Origin of the sequence: Sphingopyxis sp. OPL5 (assembly GCF_003797775.2) — a bacterium.
Classification (GTDB): Bacteria; Pseudomonadota; Alphaproteobacteria; order Sphingomonadales; family Sphingomonadaceae; genus Sphingopyxis.
This window is the reverse complement of the sequence record NZ_CP060725.1, coordinates 2,181,686-2,204,680: the sequence shown is the minus strand read 5'-3', so window position 1 is coordinate 2,204,680 and position 22,995 is coordinate 2,181,686. Positions and strand designations below refer to the sequence as shown.

34 protein-coding genes are annotated in these 22,995 nt (G+C 64.4%); 30 read left to right on the top strand and 4 right to left on the bottom strand.

Annotated features, from left to right (window positions below; translation table 11 throughout):
* Nucleotides 1-157: 157 nt before the first annotated feature.
* The 29 genes from rpsL to EEB18_RS10410 all read left to right on the top strand — a co-directional run bounded on the left by rpsL (nt 158) and on the right by EEB18_RS10410 (nt 17,971).
* Entirely contained in the window at nt 158-529 is a 372-nt protein-coding gene (gene rpsL, locus EEB18_RS10550; RefSeq protein ID WP_037515637.1) for a 30S ribosomal protein S12, read from the top strand.
* 72 nt (nt 530-601) lie between these two features.
* The gene (gene rpsG, locus EEB18_RS10545; RefSeq protein WP_056341861.1) at nt 602-1,072 is read left to right on the top strand and encodes a 30S ribosomal protein S7; all 471 of its coding nucleotides are present in this window, start codon (nt 602-604) and stop codon (nt 1,070-1,072) included.
* 110 nt (nt 1,073-1,182) lie between these two features.
* Nucleotides 1,183-3,276: an elongation factor G gene (fusA, locus tag EEB18_RS10540; RefSeq protein WP_056341859.1), complete on the top strand. Its 2,094-nt coding sequence runs from the start codon at nt 1,183-1,185 to the stop codon at nt 3,274-3,276.
* 118 nt (nt 3,277-3,394) lie between these two features.
* Nucleotides 3,395-4,585, top strand: coding sequence for an elongation factor Tu (gene tuf / locus EEB18_RS10535; RefSeq protein WP_056341856.1), 1,191 nt, complete (start codon nt 3,395-3,397; stop codon nt 4,583-4,585).
* Between the two features lie 148 nt (nt 4,586-4,733).
* Nucleotides 4,734-5,045, top strand: coding sequence for a 30S ribosomal protein S10 (rpsJ, locus tag EEB18_RS10530; RefSeq protein ID WP_003042199.1), 312 nt, complete (start codon nt 4,734-4,736; stop codon nt 5,043-5,045).
* A 302-nt stretch (nt 5,046-5,347) separates the two neighbouring features.
* Nucleotides 5,348-6,127 carry a 50S ribosomal protein L3 gene (gene rplC, locus EEB18_RS10525; RefSeq protein ID WP_056341854.1) on the top strand — a complete coding sequence of 260 codons (780 nt, stop codon included), beginning with the start codon at nt 5,348-5,350 and terminating at the stop codon, nt 6,125-6,127.
* 2 nt (nt 6,128-6,129) lie between these two features.
* Nucleotides 6,130-6,756 (top strand): 50S ribosomal protein L4, encoded by a 627-nt coding sequence (gene rplD / locus EEB18_RS10520; protein WP_056341851.1) that lies wholly within the window; start codon nt 6,130-6,132, stop codon nt 6,754-6,756.
* The gene (locus EEB18_RS10515) at nt 6,749-7,057 is read left to right on the top strand and encodes a 50S ribosomal protein L23 (RefSeq protein ID WP_056341848.1); all 309 of its coding nucleotides are present in this window, start codon (nt 6,749-6,751) and stop codon (nt 7,055-7,057) included. Before rplD ends, EEB18_RS10515 begins: the two co-directional genes overlap by 8 nt.
* Nucleotides 7,058-7,078: 21 nt before the next feature.
* Nucleotides 7,079-7,915 carry a 50S ribosomal protein L2 gene (rplB, locus tag EEB18_RS10510; protein WP_056341845.1) on the top strand — a complete coding sequence of 279 codons (837 nt, stop codon included), beginning with the start codon at nt 7,079-7,081 and terminating at the stop codon, nt 7,913-7,915.
* A 3-nt stretch (nt 7,916-7,918) separates the two neighbouring features.
* On the top strand, nt 7,919-8,194 hold the full coding sequence (rpsS, locus tag EEB18_RS10505; RefSeq protein ID WP_037556370.1) for a 30S ribosomal protein S19: 276 nt from the start codon (nt 7,919-7,921) through the stop codon (nt 8,192-8,194).
* The gene (rplV, locus tag EEB18_RS10500; protein WP_056341841.1) at nt 8,194-8,574 is read left to right on the top strand and encodes a 50S ribosomal protein L22; all 381 of its coding nucleotides are present in this window, start codon (nt 8,194-8,196) and stop codon (nt 8,572-8,574) included. Before rpsS ends, rplV begins: the two co-directional genes overlap by 1 nt.
* Before the next feature lies 1 nt (nt 8,575).
* Nucleotides 8,576-9,283, top strand: coding sequence for a 30S ribosomal protein S3 (gene rpsC / locus EEB18_RS10495; RefSeq protein ID WP_056341838.1), 708 nt, complete (start codon nt 8,576-8,578; stop codon nt 9,281-9,283).
* An 11-nt stretch (nt 9,284-9,294) separates the two neighbouring features.
* On the top strand, nt 9,295-9,726 hold the full coding sequence (gene rplP / locus EEB18_RS10490) for a 50S ribosomal protein L16 (RefSeq protein ID WP_056341835.1): 432 nt from the start codon (nt 9,295-9,297) through the stop codon (nt 9,724-9,726).
* Nucleotides 9,727-9,730: 4 nt separating this feature from the next.
* Nucleotides 9,731-9,934: a 50S ribosomal protein L29 gene (gene rpmC / locus EEB18_RS10485; RefSeq protein ID WP_037515654.1), complete on the top strand. Its 204-nt coding sequence runs from the start codon at nt 9,731-9,733 to the stop codon at nt 9,932-9,934.
* Nucleotides 9,935-9,945: 11 nt separating this feature from the next.
* Nucleotides 9,946-10,215, top strand: a complete 270-nt coding sequence (gene rpsQ, locus EEB18_RS10480) for a 30S ribosomal protein S17 (RefSeq protein ID WP_056341832.1) — start codon at nt 9,946-9,948, stop codon at nt 10,213-10,215.
* Nucleotides 10,216-10,275: 60 nt separating this feature from the next.
* Entirely contained in the window at nt 10,276-10,644 is a 369-nt protein-coding gene (gene rplN, locus EEB18_RS10475; RefSeq protein ID WP_056341829.1) for a 50S ribosomal protein L14, read from the top strand.
* A gap of 2 nt (nt 10,645-10,646) precedes the next feature.
* Entirely contained in the window at nt 10,647-10,967 is a 321-nt protein-coding gene (rplX, locus tag EEB18_RS10470) for a 50S ribosomal protein L24 (RefSeq protein WP_187139294.1), read from the top strand.
* Entirely contained in the window at nt 10,960-11,538 is a 579-nt protein-coding gene (gene rplE / locus EEB18_RS10465; RefSeq protein ID WP_082544748.1) for a 50S ribosomal protein L5, read from the top strand. The genes rplX and rplE overlap by 8 nt, the downstream gene beginning before the upstream one ends.
* Nucleotides 11,539-11,588: 50 nt before the next feature.
* Nucleotides 11,589-11,894 (top strand): 30S ribosomal protein S14, encoded by a 306-nt coding sequence (gene rpsN, locus EEB18_RS10460; protein ID WP_056341822.1) that lies wholly within the window; start codon nt 11,589-11,591, stop codon nt 11,892-11,894.
* A 12-nt stretch (nt 11,895-11,906) separates the two neighbouring features.
* Nucleotides 11,907-12,311, top strand: coding sequence for a 30S ribosomal protein S8 (gene rpsH / locus EEB18_RS10455; protein ID WP_037556380.1), 405 nt, complete (start codon nt 11,907-11,909; stop codon nt 12,309-12,311).
* Nucleotides 12,311-12,844: a 50S ribosomal protein L6 gene (rplF, locus tag EEB18_RS10450; protein ID WP_056341818.1), complete on the top strand. Its 534-nt coding sequence runs from the start codon at nt 12,311-12,313 to the stop codon at nt 12,842-12,844. Before rpsH ends, rplF begins: the two co-directional genes overlap by 1 nt.
* Nucleotides 12,845-12,847: 3 nt before the next feature.
* Complete coding sequence (gene rplR, locus EEB18_RS10445; protein WP_056341815.1) at nt 12,848-13,201, top strand: 50S ribosomal protein L18; 354 nt, start codon at nt 12,848-12,850, stop codon at nt 13,199-13,201.
* A 1-nt stretch (nt 13,202) separates the two neighbouring features.
* Nucleotides 13,203-13,919 carry a 30S ribosomal protein S5 gene (gene rpsE / locus EEB18_RS10440; protein WP_056341813.1) on the top strand — a complete coding sequence of 239 codons (717 nt, stop codon included), beginning with the start codon at nt 13,203-13,205 and terminating at the stop codon, nt 13,917-13,919.
* Between the two features lie 4 nt (nt 13,920-13,923).
* Nucleotides 13,924-14,109, top strand: coding sequence for a 50S ribosomal protein L30 (gene rpmD / locus EEB18_RS10435; RefSeq protein ID WP_056341809.1), 186 nt, complete (start codon nt 13,924-13,926; stop codon nt 14,107-14,109).
* Nucleotides 14,110-14,115: 6 nt separating this feature from the next.
* Entirely contained in the window at nt 14,116-14,265 is a 150-nt protein-coding gene (locus tag EEB18_RS10430; protein ID WP_187139295.1) for a DUF1737 domain-containing protein, read from the top strand.
* Nucleotides 14,266-14,377: 112 nt separating this feature from the next.
* Nucleotides 14,378-14,905, top strand: a complete 528-nt coding sequence (gene rplO, locus EEB18_RS10425) for a 50S ribosomal protein L15 (RefSeq protein ID WP_082544747.1) — start codon at nt 14,378-14,380, stop codon at nt 14,903-14,905.
* A 145-nt stretch (nt 14,906-15,050) separates the two neighbouring features.
* Nucleotides 15,051-16,424, top strand: coding sequence for a preprotein translocase subunit SecY (secY, locus tag EEB18_RS10420; RefSeq protein WP_187139296.1), 1,374 nt, complete (start codon nt 15,051-15,053; stop codon nt 16,422-16,424).
* 48 nt (nt 16,425-16,472) lie between these two features.
* A complete protein-coding gene (locus tag EEB18_RS10415; RefSeq protein ID WP_187139297.1) occupies nt 16,473-17,138 on the top strand; it encodes an adenylate kinase in 666 nt (221 codons plus the stop codon).
* 122 nt (nt 17,139-17,260) lie between these two features.
* On the top strand, nt 17,261-17,971 hold the full coding sequence (locus EEB18_RS10410; RefSeq protein ID WP_262408202.1) for a hypothetical protein: 711 nt from the start codon (nt 17,261-17,263) through the stop codon (nt 17,969-17,971).
* Nucleotides 17,972-17,975: 4 nt separating this feature from the next.
* Here the strand turns inward: EEB18_RS10410 and EEB18_RS10405 are convergent, their stop codons facing one another.
* Both EEB18_RS10405 and EEB18_RS10400 read right to left on the bottom strand, forming a co-directional pair.
* Entirely contained in the window at nt 17,976-18,500 is a 525-nt protein-coding gene (locus EEB18_RS10405) for a YceD family protein (protein WP_187139298.1), read from the bottom strand.
* Nucleotides 18,497-19,024 (bottom strand): ubiquinol-cytochrome C chaperone family protein, encoded by a 528-nt coding sequence (locus tag EEB18_RS10400; protein WP_187139299.1) that lies wholly within the window; start codon nt 19,022-19,024, stop codon nt 18,497-18,499. Before EEB18_RS10400 ends, EEB18_RS10405 begins: the two co-directional genes overlap by 4 nt.
* A gap of 183 nt (nt 19,025-19,207) precedes the next feature.
* Here EEB18_RS10400 and EEB18_RS10395 point away from each other — a divergent pair, with 183 nt between their 5' ends.
* Complete coding sequence (locus EEB18_RS10395; RefSeq protein WP_056341789.1) at nt 19,208-19,702, top strand: outer membrane protein assembly factor BamE; 495 nt, start codon at nt 19,208-19,210, stop codon at nt 19,700-19,702.
* Nucleotides 19,703-19,802: 100 nt separating this feature from the next.
* Here EEB18_RS10395 and EEB18_RS10390 read toward each other — a convergent pair whose 3' ends face one another.
* Both EEB18_RS10390 and EEB18_RS10385 read right to left on the bottom strand, forming a co-directional pair.
* Nucleotides 19,803-22,067, bottom strand: a complete 2,265-nt coding sequence (locus EEB18_RS10390) for an NADP-dependent malic enzyme (RefSeq protein WP_056341786.1) — start codon at nt 22,065-22,067, stop codon at nt 19,803-19,805.
* Between the two features lie 382 nt (nt 22,068-22,449).
* Entirely contained in the window at nt 22,450-22,965 is a 516-nt protein-coding gene (locus tag EEB18_RS10385; protein ID WP_187139300.1) for a DUF4402 domain-containing protein, read from the bottom strand.
* Nucleotides 22,966-22,995: the final 30 nt, after the last annotated feature.

The following is a 22,995-nucleotide window of genomic DNA, read 5'->3' as shown; positions in this document are numbered from 1 at the left end:
TGGAGCCTCCGGAAGATCCTTGTGATCCGCCGGGGTCTTTTGCTGTTACAAGGTCGCCCGTTTTCCGCGGTTTTCCGTGGGGTCCGGTCGATGTTTCATCCACCGCAGTACAGTAACCGTTCGCTTTGATGGGCGGACATTTAAAGGTGAAGCATTCATGCCCACGATCAACCAGCTGGTCCGCAAGGGCCGGACTCCCCAGAAGGTGAAGTCCAAGGTCCCGGCGATGGACGCAAACCCGCAGAAGCGCGGCGTTTGCACCCGAGTCTATACGACCACCCCGAAAAAGCCGAACTCGGCGCTCCGTAAGGTTGCCAAGGTCCGCCTGACCAACCAGCGCGAAGTCATCACTTACATCCCCGGCGAAGGCCACAACCTCCAGGAACACAGCGTTGTGCTGATCCGCGGCGGTCGTGTCCGCGATCTTCCCGGTGTGCGTTACCACGTCCTGCGCGGCGTGCTCGATACGCAGGGTGTGAAGGACCGCAAGCAGAGCCGTTCGAAATACGGTGCGAAGCGTCCGAAGTAAGGACCGCTTTTTCGGCTTTTGATCATCCCGCTGCGCTTGGCGCCGGGATGCTGTTGTACAAAGGAATTACCTATGGCTCGTCGTCGTCGTCCTGAACGCCGCGAAATCCTGCCCGATCCCCGTTTCGGTGATGTGGTGCTGTCGAAATTCATGAACAGCGTCATGCTGGACGGGAAGAAGTCCACCGCCGAAGGCATCGTCTATGGCGCCCTCGAATCGGTCGAAGCCCGTGCCAAGAAGGAACCGATCGGCGTGTTCCACGAAGCGCTGGCGAATATCCGTCCGAACATCGAAGTCCGCAGCCGCCGCGTCGGCGGTGCGACCTATCAGGTTCCGGTCGAAGTCCGTCCGGACCGTGCGCAGGCGCTCGCGATCCGCTGGCTGATCACCGCCGCGCGCAACCGCAGCGAAACGACGATGGCCGCGCGCCTGTCGGGTGAGCTGCTCGACGCCTCGAACAACCGCGGCAACGCGGTGAAGAAGCGCGAAGACACGCACCGCATGGCCGAAGCCAACCGCGCTTTCAGCCACTACCGCTGGTAATCGAACGCGGGATGCCACCGCCCTCGTGGCCGGGCGTCTCGCATTCGTAACAATCCTTCCTATATCGGGGGTGGCCCTCGCGGCCTCCCCCCAAATTCAAGGACAAGACCATGGCCCGCAGCCATCCGCTCGAAAATTATCGCAATTTTGGTATCATGGCGCACATCGACGCCGGCAAGACCACGACGACCGAGCGTATTCTTTACTACACCGGCAAGTCCTACAAGATCGGCGAAGTCCATGACGGCGCCGCGACGATGGACTGGATGGAGCAGGAACAGGAACGCGGCATCACGATCACGTCGGCTGCGACCACCTGCCTCTGGAAAGCCGACGAAGGTCAGGGCCCCGAGCATCGCCTGAACATCATCGACACCCCCGGCCACGTCGACTTCACCATCGAAGTCGAACGTTCGTTGCGCGTGCTCGACGGCGCGATCACCGCGTTCGACGGCGTTGCCGGCGTCGAGCCGCAGTCGGAAACCGTGTGGCGTCAGGCTGACAAGTACAAAGTCCCGCGCATGTGCTTCGTCAACAAGCTCGACCGCACCGGCGCCGATTTCTATTATTGCGTCCAGACGATCATCGATCGCCTCGGTGCGACCCCGGCTGTCCTCTATCTGCCCATCGGCGCCGAAGGCGACTTCAAGGGTCTCGTCGACCTGGTCAACGAGCGGGCGATCATCTGGAAGGACGAAAGCCTCGGCGCCGAATTCTTCTATGAGGAAATCCCCGCCGACCTCGCCGACAAGGCCGCCGAATATCGCGAAAAGCTGATCGAGCTCGCCGTCGAACAGGACGACGACGCGATGGAAGCCTATCTCGAAGGCACACTCCCCGAGGTCGCGCAGCTCAAGGCGCTGATCCGCAAGGGCACGCTGGCGCAGGCGTTCGTTCCTGTCCTCTGCGGCTCCGCGTTCAAGAACAAGGGTGTCCAGACGCTGCTCGACGCAGTCGTCGACTATCTGCCTTCGCCGCTCGACATTCCCGACGTTCAGGGGCTTAAGCTCGACGGCACGACGCCCGATTCGCGTCCGGCCGCCGATGACGCGCCGCTGTCGCTGCTCGCCTTCAAGATCATGAACGATCCGTTCGTCGGCTCGCTCACCTTCGCCCGCATCTATTCGGGGACCCTGAACAAGGGCACGTACCTGAACTCGGTGAAGGACAAGAAGGAAAAGGTCGGTCGTATGCTGCTGATGCATGCGAACAGCCGCGAAGACATCGAAGAAGCCTATGCGGGTGACATCGTCGCGCTCGCCGGCCTCAAGGAAACCACCACCGGGGATACGCTCTGCGCCACCGGCGCGCCGATCATCCTTGAGCGGATGGAATTCCCCGAGCCGGTCATCGAGCTGTCGGTGGAACCGAAGACCAAGGCCGACCAGGAACGTATGGGCATCGCGCTCAACCGCTTGGCCGCCGAGGATCCCTCGTTCCGCGTCTCGACCGACCATGAATCGGGTCAGACGATCATCAAGGGCATGGGCGAGCTTCACCTCGACATCCTCGTCGATCGCATGAAGCGCGAGTTCAAGGTCGAAGCGAATGTCGGCGCGCCGCAGGTGGCGTACCGCGAATCGCTCGCGAAGCCGGTCGACGTCGACTACACCCACAAGAAGCAGTCGGGTGGTTCGGGCCAGTTCGGCCGCGTCAAGGTCAGCGTCGCCCCCGGCGAACGCGGTTCGGGCATCACCTTCATCGACGAGATCAAGGGCGGCAATATTCCGCGCGAATATATCCCGTCGGTCGAAAAGGGCATGCGCGAATCGGCCGACAATGGTCACATGATCGGCTTCCCGATCATCGACTTCGAAATCAAGCTCACGGACGGCGCGTATCACGACGTCGACTCGTCGGCGCTGGCGTTCGAAATCGCGGGCCGTGCGGCGATGCGCGAAGTGGCGGCAAAGGCCGGCATCAAGCTGCTCGAACCGGTGATGAAGGTCGAGGTTGTTACCCCGGAAGAGTTCATGGGTGACGTGATCGGCGATCTCAACAGCCGCCGCGGCCAGATCCAGGGCACCGACAGCCGGGGCATCGCCCAGGTCGTCGAGGCGATTGTTCCGCTCGCGAACATGTTCGGCTACGTCAATCAGCTGCGCAGCTTCAGCCAGGGACGCGCCAGCTACTCGATGCAATTCTCGCATTATGAGGAAGTGCCGACCAACGTCGCCGAAGAGGTGAAGGCCAAGATGGCCTGACGGGTCTAAGCCGCGCGGACTTGCGCCGCGCGGCAAAGCCCTCTAAGGGCGGCGCCTGATTCAGCAGGCTCGTCCAAGACTGATCAATTCAACTATCGAACAAGAAGGTTCTTAAATCATGGCCAAGGCTAAATTTGAGCGGACGAAGCCGCACTGCAACATCGGCACCATCGGTCACGTCGACCATGGCAAGACCTCGCTGACCGCGGCGATCACGAAGGTGCTCGCCGAAACGTCGGGCGGCGTCGCCGTCGACTTCGCGAACATCGACAAGGCGCCCGAAGAGCGCGAACGCGGCATCACCATCTCGACCGCCCACGTCGAATATGAAACCGGCGCCCGCCACTATGCGCACGTCGATTGCCCGGGCCACGCCGACTATGTGAAGAACATGATCACCGGTGCTGCCCAGATGGACGGCGCGATCCTCGTCGTGTCGGCCGCTGACGGCCCGATGCCGCAGACCAAGGAGCACATCCTGCTCGCGAAGCAGGTTGGCGTTCCCACCATGGTCGTCTTCCTTAACAAGGTCGACCAGCTGGACGATCCCGAGCTGCTCGAGCTCGTCGAACTCGAAATCCGCGAAGAGCTTTCGAAGCGCGACTTCGACGGCGACAATATTCCGATCATCCCGGGTTCGGCGCTCGCCGCCCTCGAAGGTCGCGACGACGCCATCGGCAAGGACGCGATCCTGAAGCTGATGGAAGCCGTCGATGCATGGATCCCGCAGCCGGAGCGTCCGCTCGACAAGCCCTTCCTGATGCCGATCGAAGACGTGTTCTCGATCTCGGGTCGCGGTACCGTCGTCACCGGCCGTATCGAAACCGGCATCGTCAAGGTCGGTGAAGAAGTCGAAATCGTCGGCATCAAGGACACCAAGAAGACCGTCGTGACCGGCGTCGAAATGTTCCGCAAGCTGCTCGACCAGGGCCAGGCTGGCGACAACGTCGGTGCGCTGATCCGTGGCGTCGGCCGTGAAGAAGTCGAGCGTGGCCAGGTTCTCTGCAAGCCCGGCACGATCAAGCCGCACACCGAGTTCACCTCGGAAGTCTATGTCCTGTCGAAGGACGAGGGCGGCCGTCACACGCCGTTCTTTGCGAACTATCGTCCGCAGTTCTACTTCCGCACCACGGACGTCACCGGCGAGGTCATCCTCCCCGAGGGCACCGAGATGGTCATGCCCGGCGACAACGTCCAGCTCGCCGTCAAGCTGATCGCCCCGATCGCCATGGACCCGGGTCTGCGCTTCGCGATTCGCGAAGGTGGCCGCACGGTCGGCGCAGGGGTTGTCGCGACCATCACAAAGTAATATAGGGCCGCGAGCCGCGCGATTCGGAAGCGATTCGCGCGGCTCGTAGCACTAGGAATTTAGATGGCCGATCCGGCTTCCCTGCGGGAGCCGGAGCAGGCCATTTCGGCTCTTTCGCATCGTCAGACGGGATTCGACTGGAATAGTCATGGAAACGCAGAATATTCGCATTCGCCTCAAGGCCTTTGATCACCGCGTGCTCGATCAGGCCACCACCGACATCGCCGACACGGCGCGTCGTACCGGAGCGCTTATTCGCGGCCCGATCCCGCTGCCGACGCGCATCGAAAAGTTCACCGTGAACCGCGGTCCGCATGTCGACAAAAAGTCGCGCGAGCAGTTCGAGGTCCGTACCCACAAGCGGCTGCTCGACATCGTGCAGCCGACCCCGCAGACGGTCGATGCGCTGATGAAGCTCGACCTCGCCGCGGGCGTGAACGTCGAAATCAAGCTGGCCTAAAGGCCAGCGAAGCCCCGGTGAAGACCGGGGTCTCTATCGGCAGGCGGTTCGCTGCCTGCATCGTCCGGAGCGATCCGGACCGACGATAGGGTGGATACCGCCGGACCGCTTCCCCTGGAAGCATCAGGGTCCGGGCTGCGTCCCCCGTCTCGCCGCAGGTCCTTCGGGATGGCGGCACCTCAGCCCGGACGGGGCGATGCATCGAAATTATGGGCTGGGAGGGTAGTCGTCGGGCTTGGCTTGATGGCTTCCCGCAAGCCGTGCGGAATGGTCCGCCCGGCCTCTGTTGAGGAGTATTGATCATGCGGACTGGCGTGATCGCGAAAAAAATGGGGATGACCCGCCTGTTTCAGGACGACGGCCGCCACGTGCCCGTCACCGTCCTGAGCCTCGAAGGCTGTCAGGTTATCTCCGTGCGCGAACAAGAACGCGACGGCTATGTTGCCGTCCAACTCGGTGCCGGCTCGGCGAAGGCGAAGAACGTCGCCAAGCCCCAGCGCGGCGCTTTCGGCAAGGCCGAAGTCGAACCCAAGGCGAAGGTCGTCGAATTCCGCGTCGCTGACGACGCGACGCTCGATGTCGGTGCCGAACTGTCGGCCGACCATTTCGTCGCCGGCCAGATCGTGGACATCCAGGGCGTCACGCAGGGCAAAGGTTTTGCCGGTGCGATGAAGCGCTGGGGTTTCGGAGGCATGCGCGCCACGCACGGCGTGTCGATCAGCCACCGTGCCCATGGTTCGACGGGTAACCGCCAGGATCCGGGCCGCGTCTTCAAGAACAAGAAGATGGCCGGCCACATGGGCGCGCGCAACCGCACCCAGCAGAATCTCGAAATCGTCCGCACCGACGTCGAGCGCGGCCTTCTCTTCGTCAAGGGCTCGGTCCCTGGCTCGAAGGGCGGCTGGCTGATGGTCCGCGATGCGGTCAAGCTGCCGCGCCACCCCGAGGCCCCCTATCCGGCGGGCATCAAGAGCGCGGCCAACAGCAACCAGGAAGCCCCGGCAGACGCGCCGGTCGAAACGCCGGTCGAAGAGACCGTCGTCACCGACACCGCGACCACCGACGGCGCGCAGGAGTCCTGATCATGAAGGTCAAGGTTCAGACCATCGACGGCAAGGCCGGCACCGATATCGACCTCAACGACGACGTCTTCGGCGTCGATCCGCGCGCCGACATCCTGCACCGCGTCGTTTCGTGGCAGCTCGAAAAGCGCCGTGGTCCGGCTCGCGCCGCCCGCGAACGCAGCGACGTCGCCCGCACCGGCAAGAAGTTCGGTCGCCAGAAGGGCGGCGGTACCGCCCGTCACGGCGATCGCAAGGCACCGATCTTCATCGGCGGCGGCAAGGCGCACGGTCCCCGGGCCCGCACCTTCGGTCACTCGCTGAACAAGAAGATTCGCGCGCTTGGCCTCAAGATGGCGCTCAGCGACAAGGCGAAGGGCGGCAAGATCGTCGTTCTCGACACGCTCGAGCTCAAGGATGCCAAGACCAAGGCGCTCGCCGGCCAGCTCGGCAAGTTCGAACTCGGCAACCGCGCACTCTTCATCGACGGCGATGCGGTCCATGAAAGCTTCGCCATGGCGTCGGCCAACCTCATCGGCATCGACTCGATGCCGGCGGCGGGTGCCAACGTCTATGACATCATCCGTGCCGACACGCTGGTCCTGACCCGCGCGGCGGTCGAAAAGCTGGAGGCCCGTTTCCATGGCTAAGGCAAAAACTGTCGACGCGCGTCACTATGACGTGATCCTCGCTCCGGTGATCACCGAGAAGTCGACCCTGCTCAGCGAGAATAACGCGGTGGTGTTCAAGGTTGCGAACGATGCGACCAAGCCCGCCATCAAGGCCGCCGTCGAGGCGCTGTTCGATGTCAAGGTGATCGGCGTGAACACGCTCATCACCAAGGGCAAGACCAAGCGCTGGAAGGGCAAGCCCTACACCCGCAGCGACGTGAAGAAGGCGATCGTTCGCCTGGCCGAAGGCCAGTCGATCGACGTCACCACCGGCGTCTGATTGTAGGAAGAGGCAAGAACAATGGCACTTAAATCCTATAATCCGACCAGCCCCGCGCAGCGCGGCCTGATCCTCGTCGACAAATCGTCGCTGTGGAAGGGCAAGCCCGTCAAGGCGCTGACCGAAGGCAAGAACAAGACCGGCGGCCGCAACAACAAGGGTCATGTGACCTCGCGCGGCATCGCGGGCGGCCACAAGCAGAAGTACCGCTTCATCGACTTCAAGCGTCGCAAGTGGGACATGCCGGCTACCGTCGAGCGTCTGGAATATGACCCCAACCGTACGGCCTTCATCGCGCTGGTGAAGTACGAAGACGGCGAGCAGACCTATATCCTGGCGCCGCAGCGCCTCGCGGTCGGCGATGTCGTCGTCGCGGGCAAGAAGACCGACGTGAAGCCTGGCAATGCGATGGAATTGTCGCAGATGCCGGTTGGCACGATCGTCCACAACATCGAGATGAAGCCGGGCAAGGGCGGCCAGATCGCCCGTTCGGCCGGCACCTATGCCCAGGTCGTCGGTCGTGACCGCGGCCTTGTCATCGTGCGTCTCGGTTCGGGCGAGCAGCGTTACATCCGCGGCGAGTGCATGGGCACGGTCGGCGCGGTGTCGAACCCGGACAACCAGAACACCAACCTCGGCAAGGCTGGCCGTGGTCGCTGGCTCGGCAAGCGTCCGCTGACCCGCGGCGTGGCCAAGAACCCGGTCGATCACCCGCACGGCGGCGGTGAAGGCCGTACCTCGGGCGGCCGCCATCCGGTTACCCCGTGGGGCAAGCCGACCAAGGGTGCTCGTACCCGTCACAACAAGTCGACCGACAAGATGATCATCCGGTCGCGTCACGCCAAGAAGAAGAGGTAAGCCATGGCTCGCTCGGTCTGGAAGGGTCCGTTTGTCGACCTTCATCTCCTCAAGAAAGCCGAAACGGCCCAGGACGGTGGCAGCTCTGCCCCGATCAAGACCTGGTCGCGTCGGTCCACCATCCTGCCGCAGTTCGTCGGGCTGACCTTCAACGTCTACAACGGCCGCAAGTTCGTGCCGGTGTCGGTCAACGAAGACATGGTCGGCATGAAGCTGGGTGAATTTGCGCCGACGCGCTTCTTCCCCGGCCACGCGGCCGACAAGAAGGGCAAACGCTAATGGGCAAGGCAAAATCCCCCCGCCGCGTTGCGGATAACGAGGCGCTGTCGGTCGGCACGCAGATTCGTGGCTCGGCGCAGAAGCTGAACCTCGTCGCTGCGCTGATCCGCGGTCGCAAGGTCGAAGACGCGATGAACGTCCTCGCTTTCTCGAAGAAGGCGATGGCGGTCGACGTGCGCAAGGTTCTCGCCAGCGCCGTCGCCAACGCGGAAAACAACCACAACCTCGACGTCGATGCGCTGGTCATCCAGGAAGCCAGCGTCGGCAAGTCGATCTCGATGAAGCGCTGGCACGCACGCGGTCGCGGCAAGTCGACCCGGATCGTCAAGCCGTTCAGCCGCATCCGCATCGTCGTGCGCGAACAGGAAGAAGAGGCGTAACATGGGCCAGAAGAGCAATCCGATCGGCCTGCGCCTGCAGGTCAACCGCACCTGGGACAGCCGCTGGTTCGCCGAAGGGCAGGACTATGGCCGTATGCTCGTTGAGGATCTGAAGATCCGCAACTTCATCTTCAAGACGCTGCCGCAGGCCGCGATTTCGAAGGTGGTGATCGAGCGTCCCGCCAAGCTGTGCCGCGTGTCGATCTATGCCGCTCGTCCGGGCGTCATCATCGGCAAGAAGGGCGCCGACATCGAAAAGCTGCGCAAGCAGCTCGGCGAACTGACCGGCAGCGACGTGTCGCTGAACATCGTCGAAATCCGCAAGCCCGAAGTCGACGCCAAGCTCGTTGGCCAGGGCATTGCCGACCAGCTCGAGCGCCGCGTGGCGTTCCGCCGTGCGATGAAGCGCGCGGTGCAGTCGGCGATGCGTCTCGGCGCAGAGGGCATCCGCATCAACTGCGCCGGCCGTCTGGGCGGCGCGGAAATCGCGCGCACCGAATGGTACCGCGAAGGCCGGGTGCCGCTGCACACGCTGCGCGCGAACGTCGATTATGCCGAAGCGACCGCGCACACCGCCTATGGCGTGTGCGGGATCAAGGTGTGGATCTTCAAGGGCGAAATCCTGGGTCATGACCCGATGGCGACCGACCGGTTGATGCTCGACGCGCAGACGTCGGGCGTGCGCCCGGCGCGCGATGATCGCCGCTAAGGACTGCTGACATGCTGCAACCGAAAAAAACCAAGTTCCGCAAGGCTTTCAAGGGCCGCATCCATGGCAATGCCAAGGGTGGCACCAGCCTGAATTTCGGCTCCTACGGGCTGAAGGCGATGGAACCCGAGCGCATCACCGCGCGCCAGATCGAAGCGGCTCGCCGTGCGATCAGCCGTGCGATCAAGCGTCAGGGCCGTTTGTGGATCCGCATCTTCCCGGACGTCCCCGTGTCGTCGAAGCCGGCCGAAGTCCGTATGGGCAAGGGCAAGGGTTCGCCGGAATTCTGGGCCGCGCGCGTGAAGCCGGGCCGCATCCTGTTCGAACTCGACGGCGTTCCGGGCCCCGTGGCCGCGCTGGCGTTCGAACGCGCCGCGATGAAGCTGCCGATCAAGACCAAGGTCGTTGCCCGCCTCGGCGACACGACCCACCTGGAGGGTTAAGGACATGGCCAAGACCGAAGATTTCAAGGCCAAGACCGACGACCAGCTCGCCGAACAGCTTGGCGAACTGAAGCGTGAGGCGTTCAACCTGCGTTTCCAGGCGGCCACCGGCCAGCTTGAAAAGGCATCGCGCGTCAAGGAAGTGCGGCGCTCGATCGCCCGCATCAAGACGCAGCAGACCGAGCGCACGCGCTCGGCTGCGAAGTAAGGAGACTATCGATGCCGAAGCGCATTCTGACCGGTACCGTGGTGTCCGACAAGGGCGACAAGACCGTCGTGGTGAAAGTCGAGCGGAAGGTGAAGCACCCTCTGTACGGCAAGATCATCCGTCGTTCGAAGAAGTATCACGCCCATGATGAGGACAACAGCATCAAGGCTGGTGAAACCGTCCGCATCGAGGAAACGAAGCCGATTTCGAAGCTGAAGACGTGGAAGGTGCTCGACAAGGTCGACACCCACAGCAAGCCCAAAACGGCTGCCGACGCCTAAGCTGGTTTTCACGGAACCGCCGGGATTGCCCGGTAGGCCAAACAAGAAGGAAATGCATCGATGATCCAGATGCAGTCACAATTGGAAGTCGCCGACAACAGCGGCGCGAAGCGCGTCCAGTGCATCAAGGTGCTGGGCGGGTCGAAGCGTCGCGTCGCCGGCGTCGGCGATGTCATCGTCGTGTCGATCAAGGAAGCCCAGCCGCGCGGCAAGGTGAAGAAGGGCGACGTGCATCGCGCCGTCATCGTCCGCACCGCGAAGGATGTGCGCCGCGCCGACGGTTCGGTGATCCGCTTCGACAGCAACGCCGCCGTGCTCGTCAACAAGAACGAGGAGCCGATCGGCACCCGTATCTTCGGCCCCGTCGTCCGCGAACTGCGCGGCCGTGGCTATATGAAGATCATCAGCCTGGCGCCGGAGGTGCTCTGACCATGAGTATGGCGAAGATCAAGAAGGGCGACACGGTTGTCATCCTGTCCGGCAAGGACAAGGGCAAGACCGGTGAAGTGACGCAGAGCCTGCCGAAAGACGGCAAGCTGGTCGTCGCGGGCGTCAACATCATCACGCGGCACCGCAAGCCGAGCCAGACCAACCCGCAGGGTGGCCTGGAACGCAAGGAAGCGCCGCTGCACGCGAGCAAGGTCGCACTGGCCGACCCCAAGTCGGGCAAGCCGACCCGCGTGCGCTTTGAAACCAAGGACGGCAAGAAGGTCCGCGTGGCCGTGAAGTCCGGGGAGACGATCAGTGGCTGACAATTACACCCCGCGCATGCGCACCCGCTACGACGAGGTGATCGTCAAGGCGATGACCGAGAAATTCGGTTACAAGAACGCGATGGAAGTGCCGAAGATCGAAAAGATCACGCTCAACATGGGCGTCGGTGAAGCCACGCAGGACAAGAAGAAAGTCGAATCGGCAGCTGCAGAAATGGAGCTGATCGCCGGCCAGAAGCCTGTCGTGACCAAGGCGAAGAAGTCGATCGCACAGTTCAAGCTGCGCGAAGGCATGCCGATCGGCTGCAAGGTGACCTTGCGCCGCGAACGCATGTACGAATTCCTCGACCGCCTGATCACCATCGCAATGCCGCGCATCCGCGACTTTCGCGGCGTGTCGGCGACCAGCTTCGACGGCCGTGGCAACTATGCCATGGGTCTGAAAGAGCAGATCATCTTCCCCGAGATCAACTATGACCGCATCGACCAGGTGCGCGGCATGGACGTGATCGTCACCACCACCGCCCGTACGGACGAAGAAGCCCGCGAACTGCTCAAGCTGTTCGGCTTCCCCTTCCCGATCGAAGCGCAGGAAAAGGAAGCCGCCTGATCCCTTTGGGACCAGGCAGGCTCTTTCAAGAAGGAAAGAGAACTTAAGTCATGGCGAAACTGAGTTCCGTGAACAAGAATGAGCGTCGCAAGCAGCTGGTGAAGAAGTACGCCGGCCGTTATGCGAAGCTGAAGGCGATTGCGGCGGACACGTCGCTCGACGATGGCGAGCGACTGATCGCGCGCCTCAAGATGGCGGAAGTTCCGCGCAACGGAAACCCGACCCGCATCCGCAACCGCTGCGAGATGACCGGTCGTCCGCGCGCATATTATCGCAAGTTCCGGCTTTGCCGTATCCAGCTCCGCGATCTGGCCAACAAGGGCCTGATCCCCGGCGTTGTGAAGTCGAGCTGGTAAGGAAGACGCAAGATGGCAATGACCGATCCTCTGGGTGATATGCTCACCCGCATCCGCAACGGCCAGCAGGCGAAGAAGGACAGCGTCCTGACGCCGGCCTCGACCCTGCGCGTCCGTGTTCTCGATGTTCTTCAGCGCGAAGGCTATATCCGCGGCTACAGCGAAGAAGCGCTGGGCGCCAAGGGCCAGCACAAGGGCATCCGCATCGAGCTGAAATATTTCGAAGGCCAGCCGGCGATCCGCCACGTGGCGCGCGTCTCGAAGCCGGGCCGCCGCATCTATTCGGGTTCGAAAGAACTGCCGATCGTGCGCAACGGCCTGGGCATCACCATCGTGTCGACCCCGCGCGGCGTCCTCTCGGATGCCGAGGCCCGCGAACATAATGTCGGCGGCGAAGTGCTGGCGGAGGTGTTCTGATGTCGCGTATTGGTAAAAAAGTGGTCGCCATCCCTTCGGGGGTCACGGCCAGCATCGACGGCGGTCAGCTGTCGGTCAAGGGGCCCAAGGGCACCCTGGCCCTCGCGCTCGCCGACGACATCGCCTATGAGGTCAAGGAAGGCGAGATTTCGGTCCAGCCTGCCAACGCCACCAAGCAGGCGCGCGCCTTCTGGGGCATGCAGCGCACGCTGGTCCAGAACCTCGTCACCGGCGTCACCGACGGCTTCACCAAGGTGCTCGAAATCACCGGTGTCGGCTATCGTGCCAACGCCCAGGGCAAGATGTTGAAGCTGCAGCTCGGTTACAGCCACGATGTCGATTTCACGATCCCCGAGGGGATCGAGATCAAGACGCCGGACAACACGACGATTGAGATCACCGGCATCGACAAGCAGCAGGTCGGTCAGGTCGCGGCGGAAATCCGTCGTTGGCGCAAGCCCGAACCCTATAAGGGCAAGGGCATCAAATATCGCGGCGAGTACATCTTCCGCAAAGAAGGCAAGAAGAAGTAAGCCATGGCACATCTTACCCAATTCGAAAAACGCCGCCAACGCGTTCGTACCGCCCTTCGCAAGCGCGCCGGCGGGCGCGCCCGCCTGTCGGTGCACCGTTCGGGCCGTCACATCTATGCGCAGCTCATCGACGACGCTGCCGGCGCAACGCTGGCTTCGGCTTCGACGCTCGACAAGGATGTCCGCGGCAAGACCGGCGCGACCACCGCGGCGGCTGCCGACGTCGGCAAGCGCCTCGCCGCTGCCGCGAAAAAGGCCGGCGTGACGCAGGTCGTGTTCGACCGCGGCGGTTTCCTGTTCCACGGGCGCATCAAGGCGCTGGCCGACGCGGCTCGCGAAGGCGGATTGGAGTTCTAATATGGCTGACGAAGTACAGAACGTCGAAGGCGCAGCGCCCGAAGCGGCGACCGAAACCACCACCCAGGCTCCGCGCCGCGGTCGTGGCGGCGGCGCCGGCGGACCGGGCGGCAATCGTGGCGGTCGTGATGGCGGCGGCCGTGGTCGCCGCGACGATCGTCGTCCGCGCGACGATGATGGCGGCGAAGAGCTGATCGAAAAGCTCGTCCACATCAACCGTGTCTCGAAAACCGTGAAGGGCGGCAAGCGCTTCGGTTTCGCCGCGCTCGTCGTCGTCGGCGACGGCAAGGGCCGCGCCGGTTTCGGTCATGGCAAGGCGCGCGAAGTGCCCGAAGCCATTTCGAAGGCGACCGCCGCTGCCAAGAAGGCGATGATTCGCGTTCCGCTGCGCGACGGCCGCACGCTGCACCATGACGGCCTCGGCCATTTCGGTGCCGGCATGGTCACGCTGCGCTCGGCGCCCGCGGGTACCGGCATCATCGCCGGTGGTCCGATGCGCGCCGTGTTCGAATCGCTCGGCGTCGCCGACGTGGTGACCAAGTCGAACGGCACCTCGAACCCCTACAACATGATCCGCGCCACCTTCGAAGCGCTCGGCGAGCAGACCAGCCCCAAGTCGGTCGCGCAGCGTCGCGGCAAGAAGGTGTCGGACCTCATCAAGCGCGGCGGTGCATCCGATCGCACTGCCGAGGCCGAAGCCGCCGCGGTGACGGAGTAAGACCATGGCTGACAAGAAGATCAAGATCCGCCAGATCGGCTCGCCGATCCGTCGTCCCAAGAGCCAGCGTGCGATCCTGACCGGCCTCGGCCTGGGCAAGATGCATCGCGAGGTCGAACTGATCGACACCCCGGAAGTGCGCGGCATGATCCGCAAACTTCCGCACATGGTGGAAGTGATCGAGGGCTAAAAGCCGGTGAAGCTGTACCGCCTGTTGACCGGTCCCGACGACAGCGCGTTCTGCGCCCGCGTCGAAGGTCTGCTCAACCGGGGGTGGCAGCTTCACGGCAGCCCGTCGATCACCAGTGTCGCGATGGCCGCGGCTATGTCGCCCAAGCCATCGTGATGGACAAGGCCGGGGCCTACCCCGGCTTTCAGCCATCGAGTGAAATCGAACCGGACTGATCCCGTCCCGGCGGCCAGTCCCCAGCGCGAACAAAGCGAAAGCGAGTGCAATCATGACGATCAAACTTAACGAACTCAGCGACAACGCCGGCGCCCGCAAGGGCCGGATGCGCGTCGGACGCGGCATCGGCTCGGGCAAGGGCAAGACTGCCGGCCGCGGCCAGAAGGGCCAGAAGGCGCGCAGCGGCGTCGCGATCAACGGGTTCGAAGGCGGCCAGATGCCGCTCCACATGCGTATCCCGAAGCGCGGCTTCAACAATATCTTCGGCAAGGACTTCGCGATCGTCAATCTGGGCATGATCCAGAAGCTGATCGATACGAAGAAGCTCGACGCCAAGGCCGTGGTCGATCACGCGGCGCTCAAGGCCGCCGGCGTTGCCCGCGGCGGCAAGGACGGCGTTCGCCTCCTCGCCAAGGGTGAACTGACGACCAAGCTGAACTTCGCGGTTGCCGGCGCGTCGAAGGGCGCGATCGAGGCGGTCGAAAAGGCCGGCGGCAAGGTCGACCTGCCCGAAGCCAAGCCCGAAGGCGACGGCAAGCGGGCCCAGCGCAAGGCTGCGGCGGCCGCCAAGAAGGCCTGATGATTTTCGGGGGCGGCGCGGCAACAGGCCACGCCGCCCCCGACGCATTTGAATCGGGCCTTTCCCCTTGCGCTTCACGACCACCGAACGCACATAGGCGCCGGGTCGCGGGGGGCGCGGTCCGGAAATCCGAGGAAAAATACCCATGGCCTCTCGCGCCGACCAGCTTGCTTCCAACCTGAACTTTTCGAAGTTCGGCCAGGCGACCGAACTCAAGAACCGCATCTGGTTCACGATCGGCGCGCTGATCGTCTTCCGCTTCCTGTCCTTCGTGCCGCTCCCCGGGGTCGACCCCGTCGCGCTGGCGCAGGCCTATAAGCAGGCGGCCTCGGGCGGCGTCCTCGACATCTTCAACACCTTCTCGGGCGGCAGCCTTGAGCGCCTCAGCATCATCGCGCTCGGCGTCATGCCCTATATCACGGCTTCGATCGTCGTTCAGCTCGCCTCGGCGCTGGCCCCCAGTCTCGCCGCGCTCAAGAAAGAGGGCGAAAGCGGGCGCAAGAAGCTCAACCAATATACCCGCTACGGCACCGTCGTGCTCACCGCGATTCAGGCCTATTTCCTCGCGCTGACCGCCGAGGCGTCGACCGGCGCGCAAGGCATCACCGTCGTCCTCGACCCCGGCATGCTGTTCCGCATCACCACGGTGATCAGCGTCGTCGGCGGAACCCTTTTCCTGATGTGGCTCGGTGAACAGATCACCAGCCGCGGCATCGGCAACGGCGTCTCGCTGATCATCATGGCGGGCATCCTTGCCCAGCTGCCGCGCAGCTTCGCCCAGATGTTCAGCCAGGTCCGCGAAGGCTCGATGGGCGGCGGCACCGTGCTCGCCGTGATCATCGGCGCGATCGCGATCATCGCCTTCATCAGCTTCATGGAACGGGCGCAGCGAAGGGTGCTCGTACAATATCCAAAGCGTGCGACCCAGCGCGGCGGGATGCAGGCCGACCGCAGCCATCTGCCGCTCAAGGTCAACACCGCCGGCGTGATCCCGCCGATCTTCGCCTCGTCGCTGCTGTTGATGCCGCTGACGATCACCCAGTTCATGGGCAATAATGTTCAGGGCGATACCGCGACCGGCGATTTCCTGATCACGATCAACCAGTATCTCGCGCACGGCCAGCCGCTGTACATGGCGCTCTATGCCGCGGGCATCGTCTTCTTCTGCTTCTTCTATGTCGCGGTTGTCTTCAATCCGGAAGAAACCGCCGACAATCTGAAGCGCCAGAACGGCTTCATCCCCGGCATCCGCCCGGGCAAGAACACCGCCGCCTATCTCGACCATGTGCTGACGCGCATCACCGTGATCGGGGCGGCGTATCTGGCGGCGATCTGCCTGATCCCCGAATATTTCATCGCGCGGTCGGGCCTGCCCTTCCAGCTCGGGGGCACCAGCCTGCTGATCATCGTCAACGTCACCATCGACACCATTACCCAGATCCAGAGCCACATGCTCGCGCATCAATATGGCGACCTGATCAAGAAGGCCAAATTGAAAGGCGGCGTTGCGCGGCGCTGATACGCCCGCTACGCGAGTTTCGAACAGGGCAGGGAAACAGGGGCCTTCATGACGCTCAATATCATTTTGCTGGGTCCGCCGGGAGCGGGCAAGGGAACGCAGGCCTCGCGGCTGGAGGACGAGCATGGCATGGTCCAGCTCTCGACCGGCGACATGCTGCGTGCGGCGGTCAAGGCGGGAACGCCGATCGGCGTCCAGGCCAAGGCGGTGATGGATGCGGGCGAGCTCGTCTCGGACGAAATCGTCTCGGGCCTGATCGGCGAACGCCTCGACCAGCTCGGCGGCGATGTGTCGGTGATATTCGATGGCTATCCGCGCACCGCGGCGCAGGCCGATGCGCTCGACGAAATCCTCGACGTGCGCGGGCGCAAGCTCGACCATGTCATCGAACTGCTGGTCGAAGAGGATGCGCTCGTCGATCGCATCACCGGCCGCTTCTCCTGCGCCACCTGCGGCGCCGGCTATCACGACCGCTACAAGCTGCCGAAGGTCGCGGACACCTGCGACCAGTGCGGCGGGCATGACTTCAAGCGTCGTCCCGACGATAACGAGGAAACGGTGCGCACGCGCATGGCCGAGTATCGCGCCAAGACCGCGCCGATCCTGCCGATCTACGAAGCGCGCGGCATCGTGGCCCACGTCGACGGCATGGCCGATATCGATGTCGTCAACGACGCGATCGAGTTGATTCTCAACTCCGCCACAGCGTCCTAGTCCGCGTCAACATCGTCATTGCGAGGGGCGCAGCCCCGTGGCAATCCAGAGCGGCAACAGGCCGCCCGGATTGCTTCGCTTCGCTCGCCATGACGAAGCCCGGTGGTGGCGGGGGATGGGCGATGAATCTGAAAATCATGCTGGCTGCGGCCTTTCTGCCGGTTGCCGTACTCGCCGGGGCTCCGGCACAGGCCAAGGTCATCGACCAGAGCGAGATCGGCTTCACCGTCGCGCACACCGCGCAGGTCGCCGCGACCCCCGAAGATGTTTGGAAAATGCTCCGCATGCCCCAGAAATGGTGGTCGAAGGACCATAGCTGGTCGGGCGATCCCGCTAATTTCTGGCTCGATTCGCAGGCCGGCGGCTGCTTCTGCGAAAAATTGCCCGACACCGGAAAGGGCCTCGGCAGCGTCCAGCACGCGCGCATCCTTTTCGCCAAGCCCGATGAAATGCTCCGCCTGTCGGGCGCCTTCGGCCCGCTGCAGGGCGAGGCGCTGACCGGCACGCTGACGATCCAGATCAAGGAAACCCCGACCGGCGCGGCGATCCGCTTCGACTATATTGTCGGCGGCTATATGCGCTTCAAGGTCCCCGAAATCGCCCCTGCGGTCGACAAGGTGATCGGCGAACAGCTGATCGGCCTCGCCAAGGCGCTCGGCGGCAGCCTGCCGCCGACCCGCGCCGAAAAGGCGGCGGCGGACGAAGCGGGCGAGGGTGACAAGCCCGCGCCGTCCGAAAAAACCGAATCGGGCCTCGACGACGCGATGGCGGACCTGCTCGCCGATCCGCCGAAGCCCGACGAGGCGGCGAAGGAAAACGAAGCCCCCGAGTGACGCCTCAGCTCTTGGGCTTGCCCTTGAGCGCCGCGAGCGCGGCGAACGGTCCGGCCTGTTCCTCGCTCAGCACGCCCTTTTCGGCGAGGATGCGGTCGGCGTCGGGATGGCGCGGAAACGGATCGAGCGCGAGCGACAGCGTCTGCACCGCGACTTCGCCCAGGTCGACGCGGTCATGTTCGAGCGGCAGCACGTCGATATCCTCGGCGCCCAGTTCGACCTCGACCTCTTCGTCGTCGTCCGGCCGCAGGTCGCGCAGAAATTTGAGGTCGAAGGGTTCGGCGATCGTCGCCGGTACCGGCAGATCGGTCGCGGCGCAGCTTTGCACCAGCGCCGCGCGCACTTCGCCGCGCAGCCCGATCCCGCCCGCGACCGCGCGCACCTCGACGGTCACCGCGAACCGGTCGAGTTCGACGAGGGCGAGCCGCTTGGCGATCGCCCCGCGCGCCGCGGTGTCGGCCTCGAACGTCACCGTCCTGCCGGGTCCGACCTCGGCGAGCGTTACGACATGCGAAAATTCGCTGCTCATGCCGCGTCCGGCAGGCGGTCGGCGGCGATCAGGTCGGTCACCGGCATCGCGGCGAGCGCGGTCCGCAGCGCCGCGGTCCCCGCCATGACGTGCGCGAGTTCGCTCGCGCCGGGTTCGTTGCCGCGCCACAGGTTGCGAACCAGCGCCGCGCGCAGGTCGTCCGACCCGTCGGGCGCGCGATAGGCGCCGAGCCGGCCGCCGAGTGCGCCGACCATCCGCCCGATCTGCTTGCCGACGACCATGTCGCCGAAACCGATCTGGCGCATCTGGCCGTCCATGTCGGTCACGAACAATTCGGTAAGATGGACCCCCGCCAGCGCCTGAGCCGGATCTTCGTCGATGCGGTGGAGGACGAGCGCCATCACCAGCCCGATCATGTCGAACCGCCCGTCGAGCGTGTCGGGGACGCCGCCGGCCTGGTACCAGTGCGGCGCGCGCGCGGCCGCGACCACGGCGTTCCACAAGGGGCGGCGCGCCTCGCGCGGGTCGGGATCGGGCGTGAAGAGTTTGCGGAACGAGATCATGCGCTCCGCTTAGGCGCATTTGCGCCCGCCGAAAAGGCCCGCCGGTCAGGCTGCAGCAAGCTTTGCCGCGCCACAAGCGGCGCGCCATAGGCCTTGTATGCGGCACCCGCTTGCGCTTAAGAGGCGCGGGTAACAAGCGCGGTCGCGGGGGCGAGCGGCAGGCATGCGCAACGGAGATTTTTGATGCCGCACTTCACCACGATTTTTTCCGCGCCGCGGACGCGCCTGATCGTCGCCGGCCTCGCGCTGGCGCTGACGACCAGCGGTTGCGCGCAGCTCAAGGGCCGGCAGGGTTATGTCGTCGACCCCGTGCTGACCGATGCGATCACGCCCGGCGTCGACAACCGCGAATCGGTCGAAAAGACGCTCGGCCGCCCGACCTTCGTCGGCCAGTTCAGCAACAATGAATATTATTATGTGTCGCGTGAGACGCGCCAGCTCGCCTTCGCCAACCCGCGCCCGGTGGCGCAGCAGGTGCTGCGCGTGCGCTTCGACGCCACCGGCAACGTCGCCGCGGTCGATCGCACCGGAATCGAGCTGGTGAGCCGGATCAGCCCCGAAGGCGACAAGACCCCGACGCTGGGCCGCGAGCGCAGCTTCTTCCAGGATATCTTCGGCAATATCGGTGCGGTCGGCGCCCCGGGCATGGGCGGCAGCGGCGGCCCTTCGGGACCGTAACAGCGCGTTATCGCGAGGCGCGGAGCGAGGCGGCAATCCAGAGACGGCGCTAACCGCCCTGGATTGCTTCGTTTCGCGCGCAACGACGAACGTTCGATCGTTACTCGGCGATCCCGCCCGCCGCGAGCACCGCCAGCGTCACCAGGTCCGACGCGGTCGACGCCATCGTCGCGACCTGCACCGGCTTTTCCATGCCGACCAGCATCGGGCCGATCACCGCGCTGCCGCCCAGTTCGCGCAGCAGCTTGGCCGACAGATTGCCCGATTGCAGCCCCGGCATGACCAGCACGTTCGCGGGTCCCGACAGGCGACAGAAGGGATAATTCGCCATCACCTTGGGGTTGAGCGCGACGTCGGGCGACATCTCGCCCTCATATTCGAATCCCGGCTTGCGTTCGTCGAGGATCGCCACCGCGTCGCGGATATTGTCGAGCCACGATCCCGGCGGGTTGCCGAAGGTCGAATAGGACAGGAAGGCGACGCGCGGTTCGTGCCCCATGCGCCGCGCGACCTGCGCGGTGCGTTCGGCGATGTCGGCGAGCTGCTGCGCGCTCGGGCGTTCGTTGACCGTGGTGTCGGCCATGAACACCGTATGGTGCTGGCCGACGAGGACGTGGATGCCGAAATTGGTCTGGCCTTCGGCGGGGTCGATCACCCGCCGCACTTCGCGCATCGACTGCGAATAGGTGCGGGTGGTGCCGGTGATCATCGCATCGCCCAGCCCCAGCTGGAGCAACAGCGAGCCGAAGATGTTGCGGTCGCGGTTGACCATGCGCTCGACGTCGCGGCGCAGGTAACCGCGCCGTTGCAGCCGTTCGTACAGCATGTCGACCATTTGCGGCACATGCGGCGAATTGACGCTGTTGTGGACCTCGAAGCTTTCGGGGTCGGCGACCCCCATGTCGCGCAGCTTGTCGTGCAGCCCTTCGCGCCCGACGAGAACCGGGATGCCATAGCCGCCGTCGCGGAACTGGATCGCGGCGCGCAATACAACCTCTTCTTCACCCTCGGCGAACACGACGCGCTTCGGATTGGCGCGCGCTGCCTCATAAGCCAGCGTCAGCACCGAGGTCGTCGGGTTGAGCCGCGCCTTCAGCGAGTTACGATAGGCGGCCATATCCTCGATCGGCCGCTGCGCGACGCCGGTGTCCATCGCCGCCTTGGCGACCGCGGCGGGCACGATTTCCATCAACCGCGGGTCGAAGGGTGAGGGGATGATATATTCGGGGCCGAAACTCGACGCCCGCCCGCCATAGGCCGCCGCGACTTCCTCGGGCACCTGCTGGCGCGCGAGGTCGGCGATGGCGTAAGCGGCGGCGATCTTCATCTCCTCGTTGATCGCGGTCGCGCGCACGTCGAGCGCGCCGCGGAAGATGAAGGGGAAACACAGGACATTGTTGACCTGGTTCGGATAGTCCGACCGCCCGGTGGCGATGATCGCGTCGGGGCGCGCCGCACGCGCATCCGGCGGCGAGATTTCGGGATCGGGGTTCGCCATCGCGAAGATGATCGGCGCCGGCTTCATGTCCTTGACCATCTCGGGCTTCAGCGCGCCAGCCGCCGACAGGCCGAGGAAGACGTCGGCGCCGACCAGTGCCTCGGTCAGCGTGCGCGTCTCGGTTGGCACCGCATGCGCCGACTTCCACTGGTCCATGCCTTCGGCGCGGCCCTGATAGATGGTGCCCTTGCGGTCGCACATGATGACATTTTCATGCCGCACGCCCATCGCCTTGATCAGCGCGGTACAGGCGATCGCGGCGGCGCCGGCGCCATTGACCACGACCTTCACCGTGTCGAGGTCGCGCCCGGTCAGGTGGCAGGCGTTGATCAGCCCGGCGGCGGTGATGATTGCGGTGCCATGCTGGTCGTCATGGAACACCGGGATGTTCATCTTTTCCTTCAGCGCCTGCTCGATGATGAAGCAGTTCGGCGCCGCTATATCTTCGAGGTTGATGCCGCCAAAGCTCGGCTCGAGCAGCTCGACCGCCTCGATGAAGCGCTGGGGGTCTTCGGTATCGACCTCAAGGTCGATCGAATCGACGTCGGCGAAGCGCTTGAACAGCACCGCCTTGCCTTCCATCACCGGCTTCGAGGCGAGCGCGCCAAGGTTGCCGAGGCCGAGGATCGCGGTGCCGTTCGAGATCACTGCGACAAGATTGCCCTTGATCGTATAGTCATAGGCGGTGGCCGGATCCTCGGCGATCGCCTTCACCGGCACCGCGACGCCGGGCGAATAGGCGAGGGACAGGTCGCGCTGCGTCGCCATCGGTTTCGACGCGACGATCTCGATTTTTCCGGGCCGGCCATAATTATGATAGAGCAGGGCCTCGCGATCCGAGAATTGTATCTTGCTGCCGCTGTCCATTAGTTTGTCCCCTCAGTTCGATTCCACAGACGCGCGCCCATTGCGCTGATCCCTAGCGTCACCCTGCGGCGATTGGTACCGCCAATATTGGGTCTCGGCGCAAAGCTTGTACCGGCTGGCGCGAGTGGGGCCGGTTTCGGGCGAAACCAGACGTCGCCCCCGCGAAGGCGGGCGAGGCCGCTCTCTTTTATCGTCACCCCGGACCTGATCCGGGGACCCGCTTGGCGGCGAAGAAAGCAAAGAGCGGGATCCCGGGTCAAACCCGGGATGATGAATGGCATTTAACGACCGATTGCGGCCATAGCGATCCTCTCGGTGCCGGGGAGGACCGGCACCGTCCGCTTCCCACCCCAAAGCAGACATCGCTGTCAGCAATCGAACGCTATTGATACTCCACCGTCACCGGAATGCGCCCGCGATAGTCGCCGTCGTCAAGGCCGGCGATCTGCAGCCGGCCGCCGAAGCGGAATTGCAGGCGGCCGTCGGGTCCCAAGCGTGGGGCGGCATTGAGGTCGGTGACAAGGCCCGACACGCGCGCGCTGCGGCCGCGATCGCTTTCGAGATCGACGCTGGTCGGCAGGATGACGCGGACCTCGGCGCCGGGTTCGCCGGTCACGGTGACCACCCCGGTGACCGCGAAACCGCCGAGATCGACGACGTCGCCGCGCAGGCGGCGCGCGCCCGAGAGTGGATCGAGTTCGACCTCTCCGCCACCCGCGCCGACCGCGACGCGGCCCATGTCGAGCTGGGTTTCGACCTCGACCCGCAGAGGGGTTTCGGCCTTGCGACTCGCGCCGCCGCTCGCCGCGCCTTGCTCGCCGCACAGCATGCACTGCGCCGAAGCCGCGGAGGGCGCGGCGAACATCAGGCCGAGAAGGAAGAAAAGGCGCAATTTCACGCCTTTCCGATAGCCGATCCATGGTTAAGC

What these genes read in the sequence shown, in the direction of transcription:
- rpmD (WP_056341809.1), top strand. Translation starts at nt 13,924, where the DNA reads ATGGCTGACAAGAAGATCAAGATCCGCCAGATCGGCTCGCCGATCCGT.
- rpsQ (WP_056341832.1), top strand. Translation starts at nt 9,946, where the DNA reads ATGCCGAAGCGCATTCTGACCGGTACCGTGGTGTCCGACAAGGGCGAC.
- rpsS (WP_037556370.1), top strand. Translation starts at nt 7,919, where the DNA reads ATGGCTCGCTCGGTCTGGAAGGGTCCGTTTGTCGACCTTCATCTCCTC.
- EEB18_RS10395 (WP_056341789.1), top strand. Translation starts at nt 19,208, where the DNA reads ATGCCGCACTTCACCACGATTTTTTCCGCGCCGCGGACGCGCCTGATC.
- fusA (WP_056341859.1), top strand. Translation starts at nt 1,183, where the DNA reads ATGGCCCGCAGCCATCCGCTCGAAAATTATCGCAATTTTGGTATCATG.
- rpsH (WP_037556380.1), top strand. Translation starts at nt 11,907, where the DNA reads ATGGCAATGACCGATCCTCTGGGTGATATGCTCACCCGCATCCGCAAC.
- EEB18_RS10405 (WP_187139298.1), bottom strand. Translation starts at nt 18,500, where the DNA reads ATGAGCAGCGAATTTTCGCATGTCGTAACGCTCGCCGAGGTCGGACCC.
- rplC (WP_056341854.1), top strand. Translation starts at nt 5,348, where the DNA reads ATGCGGACTGGCGTGATCGCGAAAAAAATGGGGATGACCCGCCTGTTT.
- rpsJ (WP_003042199.1), top strand. Translation starts at nt 4,734, where the DNA reads ATGGAAACGCAGAATATTCGCATTCGCCTCAAGGCCTTTGATCACCGC.
- rplB (WP_056341845.1), top strand. Translation starts at nt 7,079, where the DNA reads ATGGCACTTAAATCCTATAATCCGACCAGCCCCGCGCAGCGCGGCCTG.
- rpsG (WP_056341861.1), top strand. Translation starts at nt 602, where the DNA reads ATGGCTCGTCGTCGTCGTCCTGAACGCCGCGAAATCCTGCCCGATCCC.
- rplO (WP_082544747.1), top strand. Translation starts at nt 14,378, where the DNA reads ATGACGATCAAACTTAACGAACTCAGCGACAACGCCGGCGCCCGCAAG.
- rplN (WP_056341829.1), top strand. Translation starts at nt 10,276, where the DNA reads ATGATCCAGATGCAGTCACAATTGGAAGTCGCCGACAACAGCGGCGCG.
- secY (WP_187139296.1), top strand. Translation starts at nt 15,051, where the DNA reads ATGGCCTCTCGCGCCGACCAGCTTGCTTCCAACCTGAACTTTTCGAAG.
- rpsN (WP_056341822.1), top strand. Translation starts at nt 11,589, where the DNA reads ATGGCGAAACTGAGTTCCGTGAACAAGAATGAGCGTCGCAAGCAGCTG.
- rplV (WP_056341841.1), top strand. Translation starts at nt 8,194, where the DNA reads ATGGGCAAGGCAAAATCCCCCCGCCGCGTTGCGGATAACGAGGCGCTG.
- rplP (WP_056341835.1), top strand. Translation starts at nt 9,295, where the DNA reads ATGCTGCAACCGAAAAAAACCAAGTTCCGCAAGGCTTTCAAGGGCCGC.
- EEB18_RS10515 (WP_056341848.1), top strand. Translation starts at nt 6,749, where the DNA reads ATGGCTAAGGCAAAAACTGTCGACGCGCGTCACTATGACGTGATCCTC.
- rpsE (WP_056341813.1), top strand. Translation starts at nt 13,203, where the DNA reads ATGGCTGACGAAGTACAGAACGTCGAAGGCGCAGCGCCCGAAGCGGCG.
- EEB18_RS10390 (WP_056341786.1), bottom strand. Translation starts at nt 22,067, where the DNA reads ATGGACAGCGGCAGCAAGATACAATTCTCGGATCGCGAGGCCCTGCTC.
- rpmC (WP_037515654.1), top strand. Translation starts at nt 9,731, where the DNA reads ATGGCCAAGACCGAAGATTTCAAGGCCAAGACCGACGACCAGCTCGCC.
- EEB18_RS10415 (WP_187139297.1), top strand. Translation starts at nt 16,473, where the DNA reads ATGACGCTCAATATCATTTTGCTGGGTCCGCCGGGAGCGGGCAAGGGA.
- rplD (WP_056341851.1), top strand. Translation starts at nt 6,130, where the DNA reads ATGAAGGTCAAGGTTCAGACCATCGACGGCAAGGCCGGCACCGATATC.
- rplF (WP_056341818.1), top strand. Translation starts at nt 12,311, where the DNA reads ATGTCGCGTATTGGTAAAAAAGTGGTCGCCATCCCTTCGGGGGTCACG.
- tuf (WP_056341856.1), top strand. Translation starts at nt 3,395, where the DNA reads ATGGCCAAGGCTAAATTTGAGCGGACGAAGCCGCACTGCAACATCGGC.
- EEB18_RS10400 (WP_187139299.1), bottom strand. Translation starts at nt 19,024, where the DNA reads ATGATCTCGTTCCGCAAACTCTTCACGCCCGATCCCGACCCGCGCGAG.
- rplR (WP_056341815.1), top strand. Translation starts at nt 12,848, where the DNA reads ATGGCACATCTTACCCAATTCGAAAAACGCCGCCAACGCGTTCGTACC.
- rpsC (WP_056341838.1), top strand. Translation starts at nt 8,576, where the DNA reads ATGGGCCAGAAGAGCAATCCGATCGGCCTGCGCCTGCAGGTCAACCGC.
- rpsL (WP_037515637.1), top strand. Translation starts at nt 158, where the DNA reads ATGCCCACGATCAACCAGCTGGTCCGCAAGGGCCGGACTCCCCAGAAG.
- EEB18_RS10410 (WP_262408202.1), top strand. Translation starts at nt 17,261, where the DNA reads ATGAATCTGAAAATCATGCTGGCTGCGGCCTTTCTGCCGGTTGCCGTA.
- rplX (WP_187139294.1), top strand. Translation starts at nt 10,647, where the DNA reads ATGAGTATGGCGAAGATCAAGAAGGGCGACACGGTTGTCATCCTGTCC.